This is a genomic window from Paenibacillus sp. TAF43_2 (genome assembly GCF_052113545.1).
In the GTDB taxonomy this organism is placed as follows: Bacteria; Bacillota; Bacilli; order Paenibacillales; family Paenibacillaceae; genus Pristimantibacillus.
On record NZ_JBFRDK010000001.1, the window covers coordinates 92,790 to 109,606 of the forward strand.

Genomic DNA, 16,817 nt, shown 5'->3' on the forward strand with positions numbered 1-16,817 from the left:
CCTTACAATCTCCAAGGGACAGAATACACGTTAAACTCTGCCGCTCCTGTAATCGCTAGTCCGTTAAGCTGATGTCCTGTTGCACATCCTCCGTCAACGCCAATCTTCCCTGCGCCAAACCAAACATCTGGTTTTCCATGAATATCGATGGTTTTTGTATGGCCGAAAATAACCGTTTTTTCTACATTGGTCGGCCTCTCAAGGAATGGTTGTTTTATGTAAAGAAAATCTCTAGCAGGCTGCTCTTTCCAATTCAAGTAATTCGGATTAAGACCCGCATGTACATATATAAAGTGTTCATCCTCATGATAATAGGGCAGGTTGTCCAGAAAAGTCATATGATGCGCGTAACGCTCCTGAACAGCCATTTTAGCTTGATCGATAACATACTCAATCGGACCTTGCTTAATGCCAGCATAGCTCTCTGCGGTTTGCCTGCCGCCATGGCCGGTAAACTTAAGCAGCGCCTGCTCGCTTCGCTCCAGCATAACATCAACGAGCCTCTCGTCGTGATTGCCTTGAATGGCAATTGCTCCATCCTTTTGGACTAAGCCGATGACCTGCTCTACCACTTCTCTGCTTTGCGGCCCCCGATCAACGAAATCACCAAGCAGCATAAGCTGATCCTCACCGGGACAATAATTCATACGTTCAAGCAAATCATTAAAAGGTGTATAACATCCATGAATATCACTAATCACAAGCGTTCGCTTCATATACGCCTCCCCGAGATCACCAGATCTCTTTCTACACCGTCCAGTACCGCTACCTTAGGCAAATGACCCCAAACCTCAAATCCAAACTTACGAAGCAGAGCGAGGCTCGGCTCATTATGTCCAAATACAAAACCAAGCAGCGTATTTATCCCCAAGCCCGGACTTGCCTCAATCGCTTTCTGAATCAGTACCGTTCCAAGACCAAGCTTACGGTATTCTTCCGCTATATAAATGCTTATCTCGGCAGTCGCATTGTAAGCCGGCCTGCCATAAAACGATTGGAAACTAAACCAAGCTGCGATTTCCCCTTCAATCGTTAATACCCATAGCGGCCTGAAATCAGGAGAATGGTCATCAAACCACGCTTTTTTGCTAGCTACAGTAGCTGGCTCAAGATCAGCCGTCACCATTCTGCTTGCAATTGTTGAATTATAAATATCAACAATACGCCCTAGATCACTTAGCTGCGCATCGATAATTTCATATTTGAGTTCTTTGGTCATACCTGCCACCTCTTACCCTTCTACGTCTAGATGGATGCTGCTTTAAATAGGCCTATTACAACTTTGACAAATTATATCACATCGCTGAATGTTTAAGCATCTATGCTGCATGGTAGATTCCGTCTAATTCCGCCTATAAAGGGCGAGCTTCTTCAGTCCCCTTGTCCCTCCCTATACTTGTTATAATCTTCAGGCGTGTTGAGATTCGTAAAAACAGATACACCGTGCTGCTCTAACTGAGAAACCTCGATGGTTTGAAGCCGGCGCAATAGACCCATGAGACGATAATCTTGATCCTGTAGCGCTTCTTCTATTTGAATGGCAATGCTAGCATGATAGAGAGCATGGAAAGGCTGGTCAGACGCATGGATTACGTCTACCCCTTTTTCCACATGAGTCATTAGCTCAGCCAGCAATCCTTCGGACAATTGCGGCATATCACACGCCATAACAAATACGTAACCCTCTGCAATCATGGACAAGCCCGCGTGCATTCCCGATAACGGCCCGCATTCTGGGTAATGATCTGTCACGAAGCTTACCGTTCCTCCTAAATCTTCAAGACTTTTACGATAAAGCTCTTCACGCTCAGGCGATCCTACTGAAACAACTACATGCTGCACAAGCTCTGTTAGCTGTTGTACGAGACGATATAGTAGCGGTTTGCCTTCAATAAGCAGCAGCGCTTTGTCGGCTCCCATTCTCGTGCTTAAGCCTCCAGCTAGTATTAAGCCATAAATATTATGCTTCGCCATCTTCTCATCCCCCTCTAAACAGAAAGAAAGCCTGCCAAGCACTCAGGCAAGGCAGGCTTGTATTATTTTTGACGGGTTTACGCCTTGGACGGATCGAACGAGCTCTTTAATGAAACGATTCGGTTGAAGGCAAGCTTCTCACTTGTTGTATCCTTCGGATCTACATTAAAGTAGCCGTGACGGAAAAATTGGAATTTATCGCCGCCGACTGCATCTTTCATATTAGGCTCAACAAAGCCTTGCAATACTTCAAGTGAATTCGGGTTGATGCATTCCATGAAAGGTTTGCCTTCATCTTCCGCTTCGCTCGTAATGAGCGGTTCAAACAAACGGAACTCAGCAGCTATCGCCTGAGAAGCTTCAATCCAGTGGATGGTGCCTTTCACTTTACGTTCATTAAAGCCGGATCCGCTCTTCGTCTTCACGTCATAGGTACAGCGCAGCTCAATCACATTGCCCTCTGCATCCTTGATCGCCTCTTGGCATGTAATGAAGTAAGCATGTTTTAGACGCACTTCATTGCCAGGGAACAGACGGAAATATTTGTTCGGAGGATTTTCCATGAAATCATCCTGTTCAATGTATAGCTCACGCGAAAACGGAATTTGACGGATTCCCATCTCTTCGTTTTCCGCATTATTTTCGGCATCAAGCAGCTCGGTTTGACCTTCTGGATAGTTTGTAATGACCACTTTAAGCGGACGCAATACAGCCATCGTACGAAGCGCCTTCAGCTTCAGGTCTTCTCTTATAAAATGCTCCAGGTTGCGCTCATCCACTAGGCTGTTGCTCTTCGATACACCGATCTCACGGCAGAAAGCACGCAGCGATTCCGGTGTATAGCCTTTGCGGCGCAAACCGCTGATCGTTGGCATACGCGGATCATCCCAGCCGTCTACAGCCCCTTCATCCACCAATTGCTTCAGCTTGCGCTTGCTCATAACGGTGTTCGTTACGTTCAGGCGGGCAAATTCATATTGATGCGGTGTGGAAGCCATCTCACATTCAGCTATCGTCCAATCATAGAGTGGACGGTGGTCCTCAAATTCCAGCGTACAGATCGAGTGCGTGATGCCTTCAATGGCATCGCTTAGCGGGTGAGCATAGTCATACATCGGATAGATGCACCAAGCATCTCCCGTGCGGTGATGATGCGTATGCGCAATGCGATACAGCACAGGATCACGCAATGTGATGTTCGGTGAAGCCATATCAATTTTTGCGCGCAGCACCTTTTCGCCGTCCTTAAATTCGCCTGCGCGCATGCGTGCGAACAAATCAAGGTTTTCCTCTACTGTACGGTTCCGATACGGGCTTTCCTTGCCAGGCTCAGTCAACGTGCCGCGATATTCGCGCATTTGCTCAGCTGTCAGATCACATACATATGCTTTGCCCTTTTGAATAAGAAACACCGCACGGTTGTAAAGCTCTTCAAAATAATCGGAAGCAAAGCGAAGGTCGTCCCATTCGAAGCCAAGCCAGCGAACATCCTCTTGGATGGACTCTACATACTCAGTATCTTCTTTTAACGGATTCGTATCGTCAAAACGCAAGTTTGTCTTGCCCTTGAATTCATCAGCCAGCTCAAAGTTCAAGCAAATCGACTTGGCATGTCCAATATGCAAATAGCCATTTGGCTCTGGCGGAAAACGAGTGACGATTTCTTTCACTTGGCCGCTCTTCAAATCTTCGACTACGATGCTTTTTATAAAATTCGAGGATGAGGACTTGTTATCTACTGCATTCTCCATCTGCGACCAACCTTTCCCACGGAAAATATTTATCCTCTTATAATACACAAATTCCCGTCAAATTATAATACTTAGTATGTATCAGCCACTTTCAGAGCACGCTCCCGAGAATAGCAATCCAGAGGACTAGAACGAAATAATGCCGGAAGAATAAAGAAATACGAGCAATACCAGAATAGGTGCCACATAACGCAGCATGAATAACCATACTCGCACCCACCATGCAGACAAGCCTGACTCCTTAGCTCCGCCTTTCCATACATACCCGACAAATATAGTAACGACTAGTCCGCCAAGCGGCAGAACGATGTTTGTGCATACAAAATCAACCCAGTCAAAAAACGACTTCCCGCCAAACGTAAGCCAAGGTATTTTGTCACCAAGCGATAAAGCCGATGGCACCCCAATAACGAAGCAAAGAATGGATAACAAAATAACTGAAAAGCTCCGGCTCCAGCCAAATTTCTCGCGAACGAAAGCAACCGGCACCTCAAGCAGTGAGATGGTTGAAGTAAGCGATGCAAAGGCGATCATTACGAAGAACAGCCCTCCAAACAGCCACCCTAACGGCATAGCTGAGAATGCTGCAGGCAAGGCTACGAATACGAGACCAGGGCCTTGCGAAGCCTCGAGTCCAAATGCGAAGGTAGTAGGGAAAATAATCAGTCCTGCAAGAAGTGCATAAACAATATTGCCTGTACCTACTGCTGCTGTTGCTAGAGAAAGCGACTGCCGTTTATCCACGTACGCCCCATAAGTAATAATGGTACCCATGCCAAGGGAAAGGGATAGGAAGGCATGGCCAAGCGCTACGAATGCAGACTCCGCTGTCAGCTTGCTAAAGTCAGGCTTTAGAAAAAAGGCTGCGCCTTCGCCGGCTCCATCCAGAAACATTACACGCACACAAAGTACAATGAGCAGTATAAGCAGCCCTGGAATAAAAATTTTATTAACCTTTTCAATACCTGCCGATACACCTCGAATAATGATGAGACCCGTTAGCAGCAAGACGATGAATTGCCAGAATACCGGCATCCAGCTTCCATTAAGATCACTGAACTGCTGCGCAAAATCATTATTTTCAAACAGCTGCCCTGAAAAAGACAACATCGCATAATGCAAAGTCCAGCCTGCGACTATCGCATAGAACGACAATATAACGAACGCTCCCAAAATGATAATAACGCCGAAGCCGCTCCACAGCTTATGCGCGCCCAGCCGAGTGAACGAAGAGGACGCATTGCCGCGGCCGCCTCGACCTACTGATAATTCCGCTAGCAGCACCGGCAGTCCTACTAGCAGCATGCATATAAAAAATAGAAGAAAAAAGGCCGCTCCTCCATATTTACCTGTAATATACGGGAACCTCCACATATTGCCGAGGCCGACCGCACTGCCTATTGCTGCCAAAATAAAACCCGAGGACGTAAACCGCTCCCCTGTACCGCTTTCCCCGCTTTGCGAGGCTCCTTCTTGTTTTTGATCCTTCATAAGCCATTCCTCCTGTAGTAATCTAAGCTGTCTGCGACTTATCTATTGCTCCGATGGGTAGTATAACCTTTTTCAAAAAATATATCTGCAAGCGCACGGTCTGAGCCGGTATAGTTTCATTTGAAAAACACTGAGTCCGACAGGCTGGAACGTGTATTGACGATGGTTGCTTTGTGCTTCGCCAATCATCAAAATGGTGGCACGAACGGTATCATAAATCAGCATATTTCACACTGCCTCATTGCCGCTCCGTTTTCGCTTCTATTTATTCATTCGATTCTAGTCAACAGGACTGAGCAACTTTTATTTTTGTATATATAAACCTTTTTAAACTTCGAATTACACACGCACATGAAATGGATAAATCCTTATATATTAAAGAAATATGTTAATTCAGTACATAGTTTATCTGAATATTATTGCATATTTACAACTTCAATCTGAGATCAAAAAATGCTCAAATATTGAGTTTCAAGATATTTAAGACCAGCAAAAAATGGACAGAAACGATTTATCGTTTCTATCCATTTTCAACTTCTGTTTTATATTAATTGAATAGAGTGTAAGTACGATATTTCCATAAGAATTGCAGGATCAAATGGCACAGTATGAAGTGTATGATAAGCCCAACAATTAACTCTTAAACTGAGGTTAGGCCAATCTCATTTTGCTTAATAGACGGTGTGTGAACGTGCAGTTGCATCCGTTGTTCTCCCAATTAAAACCCATCTATTGCTCGTTGTTCACTCTATCAAAACCTCAGCAATTAACCGTTGATTTTACGGCATTGCGATAGCATATTGATTAAGCTTCGCACATCTCGTTGTCCGTAATGAGGCTAGTTTATTCTCTATCACTTCTATGAACCATCCGATTCACGTATATAGAAGTAAGCTTTGCATTCACTTCCAAAGGTCGAAGCATAGTCCTTCACATCGAAGAATGTTTGGATATACGGAATCTATTCGTCATTAGACAACAGTCTTACCTACAAAACGACTAAAACAACCATTAAATGGGCTTTTTTTCGCCCGGAAGCCGCATCTATTTCATTTTTAAGTGAGGGAGCACTATAGCAGCTGCTCGATATTAGCCTTCATATCGGCAGGTTCATCGGTCGATTCGAACCGTTTTACGACATTGCCTTCACGGTCAATTAGAAATTTAGTAAAGTTCCATTTGACTGAGTTGCCTTCGAGATAATGAGGCAGCTTCTCCGAGAGGAAAGCATTGAGCATTTTACCGCTAGGGTTGCTTGTGTCAAAACCTTGGAAAGGCGCATCTTCCGTTAGCTGCTTGAAAAGAGGATGAGCGGTTTCGTCCCGTACATCGGTTTTCTCAAAAAGAGGGAATGTCACACCGTAGTTCAACTGGCAAAAGCTTTGAACATCAGAGTTTGCACCCGGCTCCTGCTCGCCAAATTGATTGCTTGGAAAACCAAGAATCTCAAGACCTTGATCTTTATATTGTTCATATAGTTTTTGCAAATCCGCGTATTGTGGTGTAAAGCCGCATTTGCTTGCTGTGTTGACGACAATTAGCACCTTACCTTTATATTGTTCCATGCTTTGTTGTCTACCATCAATGCTTTGCAGCTCATGTGAGTAAATGCTCATTGTTTGTTGCCTCCTCTAAAATATGTGAGTTATAATAAATTAAATTGTACACAATTTAATTATTACATAGAATACCATGGGGAACAAATGAATGTCAAACCTAAAGCCTATATAGGAAAAACGAAGCATGGTTCTAAAACCAATTATCCAGTCGCTATATGTAATCCACTGCGCTGAACCCTTTTTTTATAGCTGCTACGCAAAAAAAGACTGCACCGAGGTGCAGTCCCATTATTTATAATTGCGATTGCTTCTTTCTACTGCCCAGCCATTCCGTGAACAAAGCATAATCCTGTTCCACTTGATCTGCGTAGGAAAGCGCCCAATTGGCAATTGACGTGCAAAAAGCATCCTCGTCATTGCCCATCGCCTTCACAATCTCAATCTCACTGTGATACGCAAGAATACCTTGCGCTACATCGGCATCCGCCCTCGCGTGCATTTTTGCGGTCAGCCTGCCCATGCTTGTCGTAACCGACAGCAAATCWCCAGCCGTATCAAGCGCTTCTAGCTTAAGCCGCTTCTTATAGGGTGATCGCTCACGCACATAAAACTGCCGCTCTCCAATGGATAGCCATCCAAGATACGGGTCTGCCTCATGGTGCATCGCTCTCTGAGTCATGGTTACGCGCTGTCCCTGATGCTCAAACATAGACCAAAATGTCTCATCATAAGGCATAAAATAAGCTGGAACCGGAACGCGCACTTCCTTTACCTCAAGCACGATATCGTCCTCGCCTTGTGCATCTTCGCCTGCTTCAATCAGTACATAGTATCTATCGAGCCCAATAGATGCTGTTCCCGAGCCATGCTTCACTGCAATATCCTTCACCTGAAAATGACGCAATTCTTCTGAGTCATCGGCTTTGACGGTATCTAAATACATCGGCCATGCTTGCAATAAAGCCTCACGTTCTTCGTCAGTCGGAGATACAATTTCATCTGTCGTTGCAAACTGCCTATGCTCCTGTACGAGCGCAGTAACCTTTTCAAGGAAGTGCTGATCCTTGCGTTTTTGCAGTTTTTTGAGCAGCTTCTTGACGGGACCTTCCGCACGCTCAATATCAATCACATAGGTGCCAGGATCATCCTTGCCCTTTGCGAATCGTCGCATCTGCTTGGAATAGGCCTGCAGATAAGCTTCAATCGCGCTAATCTGATTAGCATGGGTTTGTCCTTTAAGCCTGCCGACGAGCGCTATACTTACCGACATTCGCATCAAATCATACAAATACGAGCCCAGATAACCTTCGTCAAAATCATTCACATCATAGACGAGCGTACCTTGCTCATTGCGGAAAGCACCAAAGTTCTCAAAGTGCAGATCGCCCTGAACCCAAGTGGGACGCCCCTCTGGCGTATGATAGGGAAACCAAATTCGTGATGCGTCAAAATAAAACAAATAAGCGCTGCCGCGAAAAAAAGAAAATGGCGTTTCCGACATTTTAAGATACTTTTCTTCACGTTTGCCGCGCTCAAGCTTCATTATTTTTTGATCAAATTCTTGAAAAATCGCAGATAGTGTTCGTCTTCTAAGTTTGCTCTGGGTCAGCTTCACTCGTTCTGTCAGCTTCGAATCCATACATTCTCCCCCATTCAACTTACATTTCTACTTTTTGCAGTCTCATATAATCACTAATCATAGCCAAACGCCATGGTAGAATCATGCCAAAAGCGAGCAAATAGAAAACCGCCCCGGTTTGCGGAATCGACATATATTGCTCTACGACACTATGCAGAGAAAGCCTGATTATGAACAGCGTCAGCATAATAAATACAAACGCTTTAGATCGTCTTACATAGATTTCCGACTTCACGCGTTCCAAACGGGTCGTGACGATTAATGGGAAAGCAAAGATCAGCATGCCTGTCAAAAAAGCGGCTAACCCCCAAAACCATGGGATATGCGTCTGGGAAAAGGCAAACATGACGAAGCCTGTAGCCATGCCTAACGGCGGTATGATGATTTTGCGCAATGAGGTCGGCCGTTTACCAGCGCGCATACGCAGGATAATAAGTGTAAGACCGGCAAGAGCTGATATGACGATGGAACCAACTTGAATCGCTTGCGTTGACAGCAGCACCGCTAATTACCCCCGTTTTCATGGTGTGGATGCCCTATTTTTATAATCGCGAAAATGCTCTTAATCCTTTACAAGGCAGCAATAAATTACTCTTTATTCCATCGTACTTCAAAACCATAAACATCGCAAACATACGCTATTTTTTTAAGACTATGACCGTCTATGGAGGCTTTTTTTCTGATCTAAAAGTTCCTCATTTTCGTCTAGCTTCTTGGAAGCTGCGATGTAAGTAAGAAGTTGAAGCCGGTCGCAATTATGATTGAACCATTACTCCAGAAAATGAAGAAAGTCATGAGCGAGCTCATATCCTACGACTCGTTGTCGATTGCCACGATAAAGAGGGATAAGYCCTCCTTTTGAGCATAACTTTTTCAATAAATTTACTGCTGTTTTATGATCAATACCAAAATGACGCTCCACATCCTTTGGCCTGATTAAACGAGCCTGTTGAACAGCAAGCCGCATGATCTCTTTCTCTGCTAGTTGAATTCGTGTTATTGGTGCTCGCCTAGCCTGGTACCTRCTCATCACCATTTTGAGCATGGTCATACATATCTCAGGGTTTTTCTCAACATCATCATAAGCGAAAGAGATGACCGGGTAACCCATCGCATGCAAAAAGGTTTCGCGGTTTAGTTCATGACAATATTTTTGTCGATCCATGTCTCTAACATGAGATGCAAATCCTTTGATCTCAATAATGAGCTTTACGGTACCGGAAAACCAAGCAAAATCTGCAAAATAGGATCTGCCGCGCCAATCCAATACTTCATACTCAGGATGCAGGTTTCGAAAATCTCCACACAAAGGCCACCAGACATTACACAAAAATTTGGATTCCGCATGTCCATGCCCTCTTTCCAGCCTTCCGCGACGTTCCCCTGACCTTTTATCTACATGGTATTGAATAAATGAGCGATGCGCCTCCTCATAAGTCACCTTCAATCATCCCCTCTGGAAAATAGAAAACGTCCCGTTACCACTCACTCTAGAGTGAGTGGTAACGGGACGTTCTTCGTCTCTTGTCTTTGATTATAAGGCATCTGGAATCATAAGAATAGTGTTGTTCTTGCATTCTTTTTAGCGTTATATCAAACTTATCCGTTGCCTGAAAGTCCAACCTTATCCACCTCATAAAAACGATCAGTTTGCATGAAACGCAACTAAATTGCTTCCTCAACTTGTCTCCTCAAAGAAAAGTAGCTTAACTGGAATTTCTACCGCTAATTCACACTTTTTTACGGAAAATATTAATTTAACAGGAATTTCTCCTGTTAATTCAGTCCATTTCAGCGGACTTTGCTAATATCCATCAAATTAACGGGAGGTTTTCCTTCTAAATGACTAAAATCAGCCGAATTAGTAAAATTAGATGGAGGTTTTCCTGTTAGTGTTAATTGATGTTGAGTGATTTGGTTAAAATGAACGTATCCTTCGCATAAGAAATGTAACTTACTTGCCTCCATAACTTGTCTCCTCAAAGAAAAGCAGCTTAACTGGAATTTCTACCGCTAATTCACACTTTTTTACGGAAAATATTAATTTAAGAGGAATTTCTCCTGTTAATTCAGTCCATTTCAGCGGAATTTGCTAATATCCATCAAATTAACGGGAGATATTCCTTCTAAGTGAGCAAAATCAGCCGAATTAGTAAAATTAGATGGAAGTTTTCCTGTTAGTGTTAGTTGATATTGAAAAAATGGGTTAGTTTGTTTGGTGGATTCGTCGGTTCATCAGTTCGTGGGTTCGTAGGTTCGTAGGTTCCTCGATACAACGGTTCATCAGTTCGTAGGTTCGTAGGTTCCTCGATACAACGGTTCATCAGTTCGCGGGTTGATCGATACATCAATTCGCGGGTTCGTGGGTTCGTGGGTTCGTGTTTCATTGGTTCTTGGGTTCGTCGATACGTCGGTTCAATAGTTCGTAGATTGTTGAGTAGAGTACTGGGTGGTTAAAAGTTTCTTCATTCTTGGTTAAATCGTTCGTCTTGAACGGGATATCTTTTAAAGTTTGGTTTGACCAATTGTGGTTTCTCACAGCTGGAGGTTGCTTTTAAGCTTGCTCATGGCTTCTAGTGCATTTAAGAATATGTAGATGGGAAACCCAGAAACACGCATATTCAGCGTGCTTCTGTCATCATATTCCCGTTTGCTTCTGAATTAACTCTGAGGTACAAACTTGCGGATATCAACGCCCAGCGCTTGCGAAAGCTTCATGCCTAATTCGCGATCAGCCCGGAAGAAGTTGCAGATGGCGCGGAGTCTTATATCATCATTAGTTTGCTCTAGCTCACCCGTCAAATTGGCGATTAGGTTTGCTTGTTGATCTTCAGGCAGTGAGCGATAGCGCTCGCCCGCTTGAGTGAAATCGTCAGTTTTATCGATTTTTTGGCGGCCAGCCTGTCCCTGAGGAGGTGCGTAAGAATCAGCATAAGCCTTTGCTTCCTTTGGACTCTCTGATGAGCTATTAGGTTCGTAATTCACTGGAGAAGGATTTGCATGCATTGTCATTGCACCATCTCGTTGATAGTTGCGAACAGGTGCATACGGGCAATTTACCGGAATATGCAGGTAGTTCGCTCCAAGGCGGTAGCGCTGAGTATCCGGATAAGAGAACAATCGGCCTTGCAGCAATTTATCCTCCGATGGCTCGATTCCTGGAACAAGTGTGCTTGGCGAGAAAGCCGATTGCTCAACCTCTGCAAAGTAATTTACTGGATTGCGATTCAATGTCATCGTGCCTACCTTTTGCAACGGATACATATCCTCCGGCCACACCTTCGTTGGATCTAGTGGATCAAACGCATACCGTTCCACATGATCGACAGGCATAAGCTGCACATGAAGCTCCCATTCTGGGAAGTTGCCGAGTTCAATTGCATCATGTAAATCACGTGTCGCATGGTTAAAGTCTTTGCCTTGCATCACGCTAGCTTCCGCTGCTGTAAAGTTTCGTACTCCTTGCAGCGACTTCCAATGGTATTTAACATAGGTCGGCTTACCATCATCATTAATCCATTTGAAGGCATGAACGCCGAATCCGTCCATTTCACGATAAGTAGCAGGCGTTCCGTCATCGGAGAACAACCAGGTGAGCATATGCGTCGATTCTGGGGAGAGCGTCATGAAATCCCAGTAGCGCGCAGGCTCTTGGACATTCGTATTTGGCGCCGGCTTGAGGGAATGCACCATATCAGGAAATTTCATCGCATCTCGAATGAAAAATACCGGCAAATGGTTTCCAACAAGATCATAGTTACCTTCCTGCGTATAAAACTTTACCGCAAAGCCGCGTGGGTCGCGCGCCGTCTCCGGCGAACCTGTTCCGTTAATGACCGTTGAAAAGCGTACAAATACAGGCGTCTCTGATCCCGGCTCCTGCATAAAAAGAGCCTTCGTATGATCCTTCATACTAACTTCCGTACGAAATACTCCATGTGCGCCTGCTCCCCGGGCATGCACGACACGCTCTGGAATACGCTCCCGATCAAAATGCGCAAGCTTCTCAAGCAAATGGTAATCCTCTATTAGTGTTGGTCCACGCTGCCCCGCTGTGCGCGAGTTTTGATTATCGCCAACCGGCGTGCCTTGGTTCGTTGTCATATAGTTTTCCATGATAGCACCTCATCAATCATTTTATATATTTAGACTTGATCTAAATTCATAAAACAATCTTATCGAATCAACGGTCAACTGTCATGAAAGCCTAATGAATGAAAAATGAATATTTCATGAACCACAACATGCTGGTGAAATTCATTACCTAAAATGATGCACTTACCCCTTAGTCACGAATATCCGCTATCCGGTAGCCTACACCACGCACGGTAACTATATATTTTGGCGCTACGGCGCTGTCCTTTAGTTTTTTGCGCAAGCTCTTAATATGAGCATCCACCAAGTTGCTGCCTCCATAGAAATGCAGCCCCCAAACGGTATCGAGCAAAGATTCACGCGTTAGAACGGAGCCGTCCGATGTCATGAAATGCAGAAGTAAATCATATTCCGTCTTGGTAAGCTCAATTCGCTGCCCCGCCCGATCAACGGTCATTTTTTTGAGATCAACTGCAATATCCTTAAACACACGAATATCGCTATCCGCTTTCGCAGCTGCTGCTGGTTTATTCAGAAGCATACGATTGATTTGTTTTATCGCTTGCTCAGGTTTAGCTGGCCAGACCAGCAGCTCAGATGCGCCGAGGGCAAAAGTCTCACGGCTCTCATACGATTTTTGATCCATTAAAATGAGGACAGGAACCGCATGCAGTTCAGCTGCTTCCACCAGTTCTGCACCTGCTTGCAGCGTATGGCTCGTGGCAGCTTGAGCTACAGGGATTGCATCAAATACGAGCAGCTCCGGCTGCAAGCTTTGGAGCATGCTTTTATTGAAATCATGCAGTGAAAACACATCAAAACATTCGGATGAAAGCGCGACGAGCAGGCTTTTGACCCTCTCTGGAAACGGACTAATAATCATGACCCGCTTCGTGATCGAGCAAAGCATCCCGTTTTGCAGCAGCTCTTCCTCTGAATAGCCAGCGGCTGCGGCAGCACTCTGGTCGAGTGGCATGCCCTCGTTCATAAAATCGTTGTTCATTGTGGTTGTTTCGTCGCGCATTGATCACAAACCCCCTCTAATACAACTTGCACATGCTCGATCTTGTATTTCGTCTCCAAAGCCACCTTCTCCATCCACTCACTCGGCAAGTCGGTCAATACTTCATCCACACGCCCGCATACAGTGCATACAATATGCTGATGTTCATCCGTCCGAGCATCATAGCGGCTAACCGTTTCTCCAAGCTTCAATTCTCTAATGAGACCCACGTCTGTCAAATAACGCAATGAGTTGTACACGGTGCCGTAAGCGAAGTTGAAGCCTTTGCCCCGAAGCCGTTCAATGACATCGGCCGCCGTCGGGTGATCATGGGCTTGCTGCACAACTTCAAAGATGGCCTTGCGCTGTATCGTTAAGTTAATTTTATTCATAAAAAGATCATTCCTTTTACTACTGATTTTAGACTAAGTATAAATTGAAGGTCGAATACGGTCAACCTCACAGGCTTTCCTTTATCCCCCTTATTCCAAAAGGCGGCTCAAAGCCACAACCAATACTTGACGAATCAATATGGAAACTCATTAACTTCACACAGAAGCCACACGAACTCTGCTAAAGCGCCTCGCAAAAAGTTGTAACGAACCCCAGAAGTCTTATTTGCTTCAATTCCACACACTTGCAAACATAACGAACCCAGATAACCCTATTAGCCTCCAATATCAATGATTTAACTCATTTTTGAGCATATAGCGCTCTCTAAGTTCGTTAGAATTCAGATTATGCCTAAATCATAATAATAGCGACTTCTAAGTTCGTTAGAGGCAAGCATGAACACAGTTCATCATTAACTTCGGCTTCTACACCCGTTACAAAACAACTTGAGCTCTACTCGTAACAAAACTTTGATTACTACTATTACCCGCCAGTGTTCAGCCTGAACTTGATACATCTCAACAGCAACTTTGCGTCCATCACCATCCAGACTGTAATTCTTAAGTTTCGAATACCAATACTTCCACTTTTACGTCTATCGCAATCCAGTCAGCATCCCGTCACCGTTACTCAAACTTCTACCCGAGCTCCATTCACCAATACTTCAACTTCTACGTCCATTACAATCCATCATCCCGTGCTCCATCCTCCATTACTCCGATCCTTCATATTCCCGCATGACCTTCATTCAATAAAAGCAACCATTTCTACACCCGCCACCATCCCGCCTAATTCTATTCACCATAACCAGTAGCTGCAGAATATACTACTTTAAGATGAAAGCCCTCCCCACCTCACACGCAAAATCACACCTAAAAAACAACTCAAAATTTTTTGTCGAATTAAATAATCTGAATATTTACAAAATTCAAATAAAGGTGTATACTAAGCCTATCTTAAACGAGAGGGGATAGCCCATTGAAGTAGGTTAGCGATGCATGTCTCATAATCTCGGGAAGGAGCATTCAATCACTGCCGGACATGCTGGGACAATAGCGAAGACGGATGTAGTCGACCATTTGGATGAGAAGTACTTACAAGCAACAAGGATTTGAAACAAATCGAAAGGAAGTTGATCGAGGTCAATAAAATTAGGATCGAAGTCGATAGGGTTTGTAACAAATTCGAAAGGACGAAGAAGAGGCAAACAGCGGATTGGAGCGTTAGAATAAATTGAATAGTTCTCTACCAAGCACGTGAAGGGCTTCTGGTTATCTTAGATAAGCAGAAGCCCTTCTTATTTGCGTCTATAGGATTGGACTGATTTGCGTCTATTGAATTTGACTGATGTCGCGTCTATAATATTGGACTAAGCAGCCTGGAAATCGATTCTTTCAATCGATTGATGATTGGACGATTAGCATAAACTTGTTCCGTTAACTGCGTGCAATGTTTGACATCATCTTCAAAAATGCGTTGCAGCTTCGCCGATGTCTGCGTATCATAGATAAACGCATTCATCTCGAAATTAAGCTTAAAGCTGCGAATATCGACATTGGCTGTTCCAACGGACGCCACCTTGCCGTCGATGACAAGCGTTTTTGCATGAAGAAACCCTTTCTCGTACATATAACATTTCACTCCGCCTGCGAGAAGCTCTCCCAAATAAGAATGAGTTGCCCAGTATACAAAGAAATGATCCGGCTTGCTCGGCAGCATAATACGTACATCTACCCCGGACAATGCAGCGATCTTCAGCGCGGTCATCAAGCTTTCATCCGGTACAAAATATGGCGTTTGCAAGCTGATTGTTTTCCGAGCTGAATAAATCATTTTGATATAGCCATTTTTAATTTGCTGATATTGCGTATCCGGGCCACTCGCTACAAGCTGCATGCCAATCGTTCCCGTATCATCGCTCATAATTGGGAAATACAGCTCGTTAAGCTCAATACGACCGGAAGCCGCTAAATTCCAATCCATCAGAAACTGCGCCTGCATCTGCAGCACGGCATTGCCGCGAACTCTAAGATGTGTATCCCGCCATTCGCCGAAATGCTCGTTTAATCCTAAATATTCATCACCGATGTTGAAGCCGCCAATATAACCGACTTGCCCGTCAACGATAACGAGCTTGCGATGATTGCGATAATTGATTTTTAAATTCAAATAAGGAATTCGCGATGGGAAAAACGCCGCTTCCCTGCCGCCTGCTGCAATCAACTCCGCAAAATAACGCTTCGGCAAGCTTGAGCTTCCTATATGATCGTACAAAAACTTGACTTCTACGCCCTCTGCCGCTTTCGCTGCCAGCGCCTTAACCAATCTTCTGCCAAGCTCATCGTCTCGGACGATATAATAAACGAGATGAATATGATGCTGGGCTGATTCTATATCCTTAAGCAGAGCATCAAACTTCTGATTGCCCTCCGTGTAGATCTCAACCGCATTATTGCTCGTATATACCGCATAGCTCGTTTTCAGACTCATATAGATCATGTCTTGATAACTTCGCATCGCAGGATCATTATATACAATTTCATCTTCTCGCAGCTGGCGCATTTGCCTCTCGACCGTATGCTCGATAATGCGCTGACTATCGCCCAGCAGCTTATACAGCTTTCTTTTACGTACCTTCTGCCCTAATATTAAATACAAAACAAAGCCGAAAACGGGGATGAAAAAAAGAATCATCAGCCATGCCCAAGTTGTACTTGCGCTGCGCCTCTCTAGAAAGATAACCGTAATCGCCAAAAAAATGTTTAGCAGCATAATAATTGCAGATGCATTTTGCATTATGACCATCCGTATTATAGCACCTCAGTTTTATGTTAAAGCTAATGCGATCATACTCCAAGCACGGTGTATGTTCAAGCCTCATTATATGCTACAATTCAAGCAACAAAGCATTT

General features: G+C 44.3%; 13 protein-coding genes. All 13 read right to left on the reverse strand.

Annotated features, from left to right (window positions below; all coding sequences use genetic code 11):
• Positions 1 to 2: 2 nt before the first annotated feature.
• A complete protein-coding gene (locus AB4Z17_RS00455) occupies positions 3 to 716 on the reverse strand; it encodes a metallophosphoesterase family protein (RefSeq protein WP_441957443.1) in 714 nt (237 codons plus the stop codon).
• Positions 713 to 1,219 carry a GNAT family N-acetyltransferase gene (locus AB4Z17_RS00460; protein WP_076266291.1) on the reverse strand — a complete coding sequence of 169 codons (507 nt, stop codon included), beginning with the start codon at positions 1,217 to 1,219 and terminating at the stop codon, positions 713 to 715. Before AB4Z17_RS00460 ends, AB4Z17_RS00455 begins: the two co-directional genes overlap by 4 nt.
• Before the next feature lie 152 nt (positions 1,220 to 1,371).
• The gene (gene mobA, locus AB4Z17_RS00465) at positions 1,372 to 1,974 is read right to left on the reverse strand and encodes a molybdenum cofactor guanylyltransferase (protein ID WP_441957445.1); all 603 of its coding nucleotides are present in this window, start codon (positions 1,972 to 1,974) and stop codon (positions 1,372 to 1,374) included.
• 77 nt (positions 1,975 to 2,051) lie between these two features.
• Positions 2,052 to 3,725, reverse strand: coding sequence for a glutamine--tRNA ligase/YqeY domain fusion protein (locus AB4Z17_RS00470; protein WP_441910134.1), 1,674 nt, complete (start codon positions 3,723 to 3,725; stop codon positions 2,052 to 2,054).
• A gap of 126 nt (positions 3,726 to 3,851) precedes the next feature.
• On the reverse strand, positions 3,852 to 5,216 hold the full coding sequence (locus AB4Z17_RS00475) for a sodium-dependent transporter (protein ID WP_441957447.1): 1,365 nt from the start codon (positions 5,214 to 5,216) through the stop codon (positions 3,852 to 3,854).
• A gap of 1,070 nt (positions 5,217 to 6,286) precedes the next feature.
• Positions 6,287 to 6,832, reverse strand: a complete 546-nt coding sequence (locus AB4Z17_RS00480; RefSeq protein WP_441910131.1) for a glutathione peroxidase — start codon at positions 6,830 to 6,832, stop codon at positions 6,287 to 6,289.
• Between the two features lie 235 nt (positions 6,833 to 7,067).
• Positions 7,068 to 8,414, reverse strand: coding sequence for a DUF2252 domain-containing protein (locus AB4Z17_RS00485; protein WP_441910130.1), 1,347 nt, complete (start codon positions 8,412 to 8,414; stop codon positions 7,068 to 7,070).
• A 19-nt stretch (positions 8,415 to 8,433) separates the two neighbouring features.
• Positions 8,434 to 8,916, reverse strand: a complete 483-nt coding sequence (locus tag AB4Z17_RS00490; RefSeq protein ID WP_441910128.1) for a CcdC family protein — start codon at positions 8,914 to 8,916, stop codon at positions 8,434 to 8,436.
• A 267-nt stretch (positions 8,917 to 9,183) separates the two neighbouring features.
• Positions 9,184 to 9,855, reverse strand: a complete 672-nt coding sequence (locus tag AB4Z17_RS00495; protein ID WP_441957449.1) for a DUF559 domain-containing protein — start codon at positions 9,853 to 9,855, stop codon at positions 9,184 to 9,186.
• A 1,220-nt stretch (positions 9,856 to 11,075) separates the two neighbouring features.
• Complete coding sequence (locus tag AB4Z17_RS00500; RefSeq protein ID WP_441957451.1) at positions 11,076 to 12,530, reverse strand: catalase; 1,455 nt, start codon at positions 12,528 to 12,530, stop codon at positions 11,076 to 11,078.
• A gap of 169 nt (positions 12,531 to 12,699) precedes the next feature.
• Positions 12,700 to 13,533 carry a winged helix-turn-helix transcriptional regulator gene (locus AB4Z17_RS00505; RefSeq protein WP_441910122.1) on the reverse strand — a complete coding sequence of 278 codons (834 nt, stop codon included), beginning with the start codon at positions 13,531 to 13,533 and terminating at the stop codon, positions 12,700 to 12,702.
• Entirely contained in the window at positions 13,509 to 13,904 is a 396-nt protein-coding gene (locus AB4Z17_RS00510; protein ID WP_076266298.1) for a Fur family transcriptional regulator, read from the reverse strand. The genes AB4Z17_RS00505 and AB4Z17_RS00510 overlap by 25 nt, the downstream gene beginning before the upstream one ends.
• Before the next feature lie 1,357 nt (positions 13,905 to 15,261).
• Positions 15,262 to 16,710: a cardiolipin synthase gene (cls, locus tag AB4Z17_RS00515; protein WP_339205444.1), complete on the reverse strand. Its 1,449-nt coding sequence runs from the start codon at positions 16,708 to 16,710 to the stop codon at positions 15,262 to 15,264.
• Between the last annotated feature and the right edge of the window lie 107 nt (positions 16,711 to 16,817).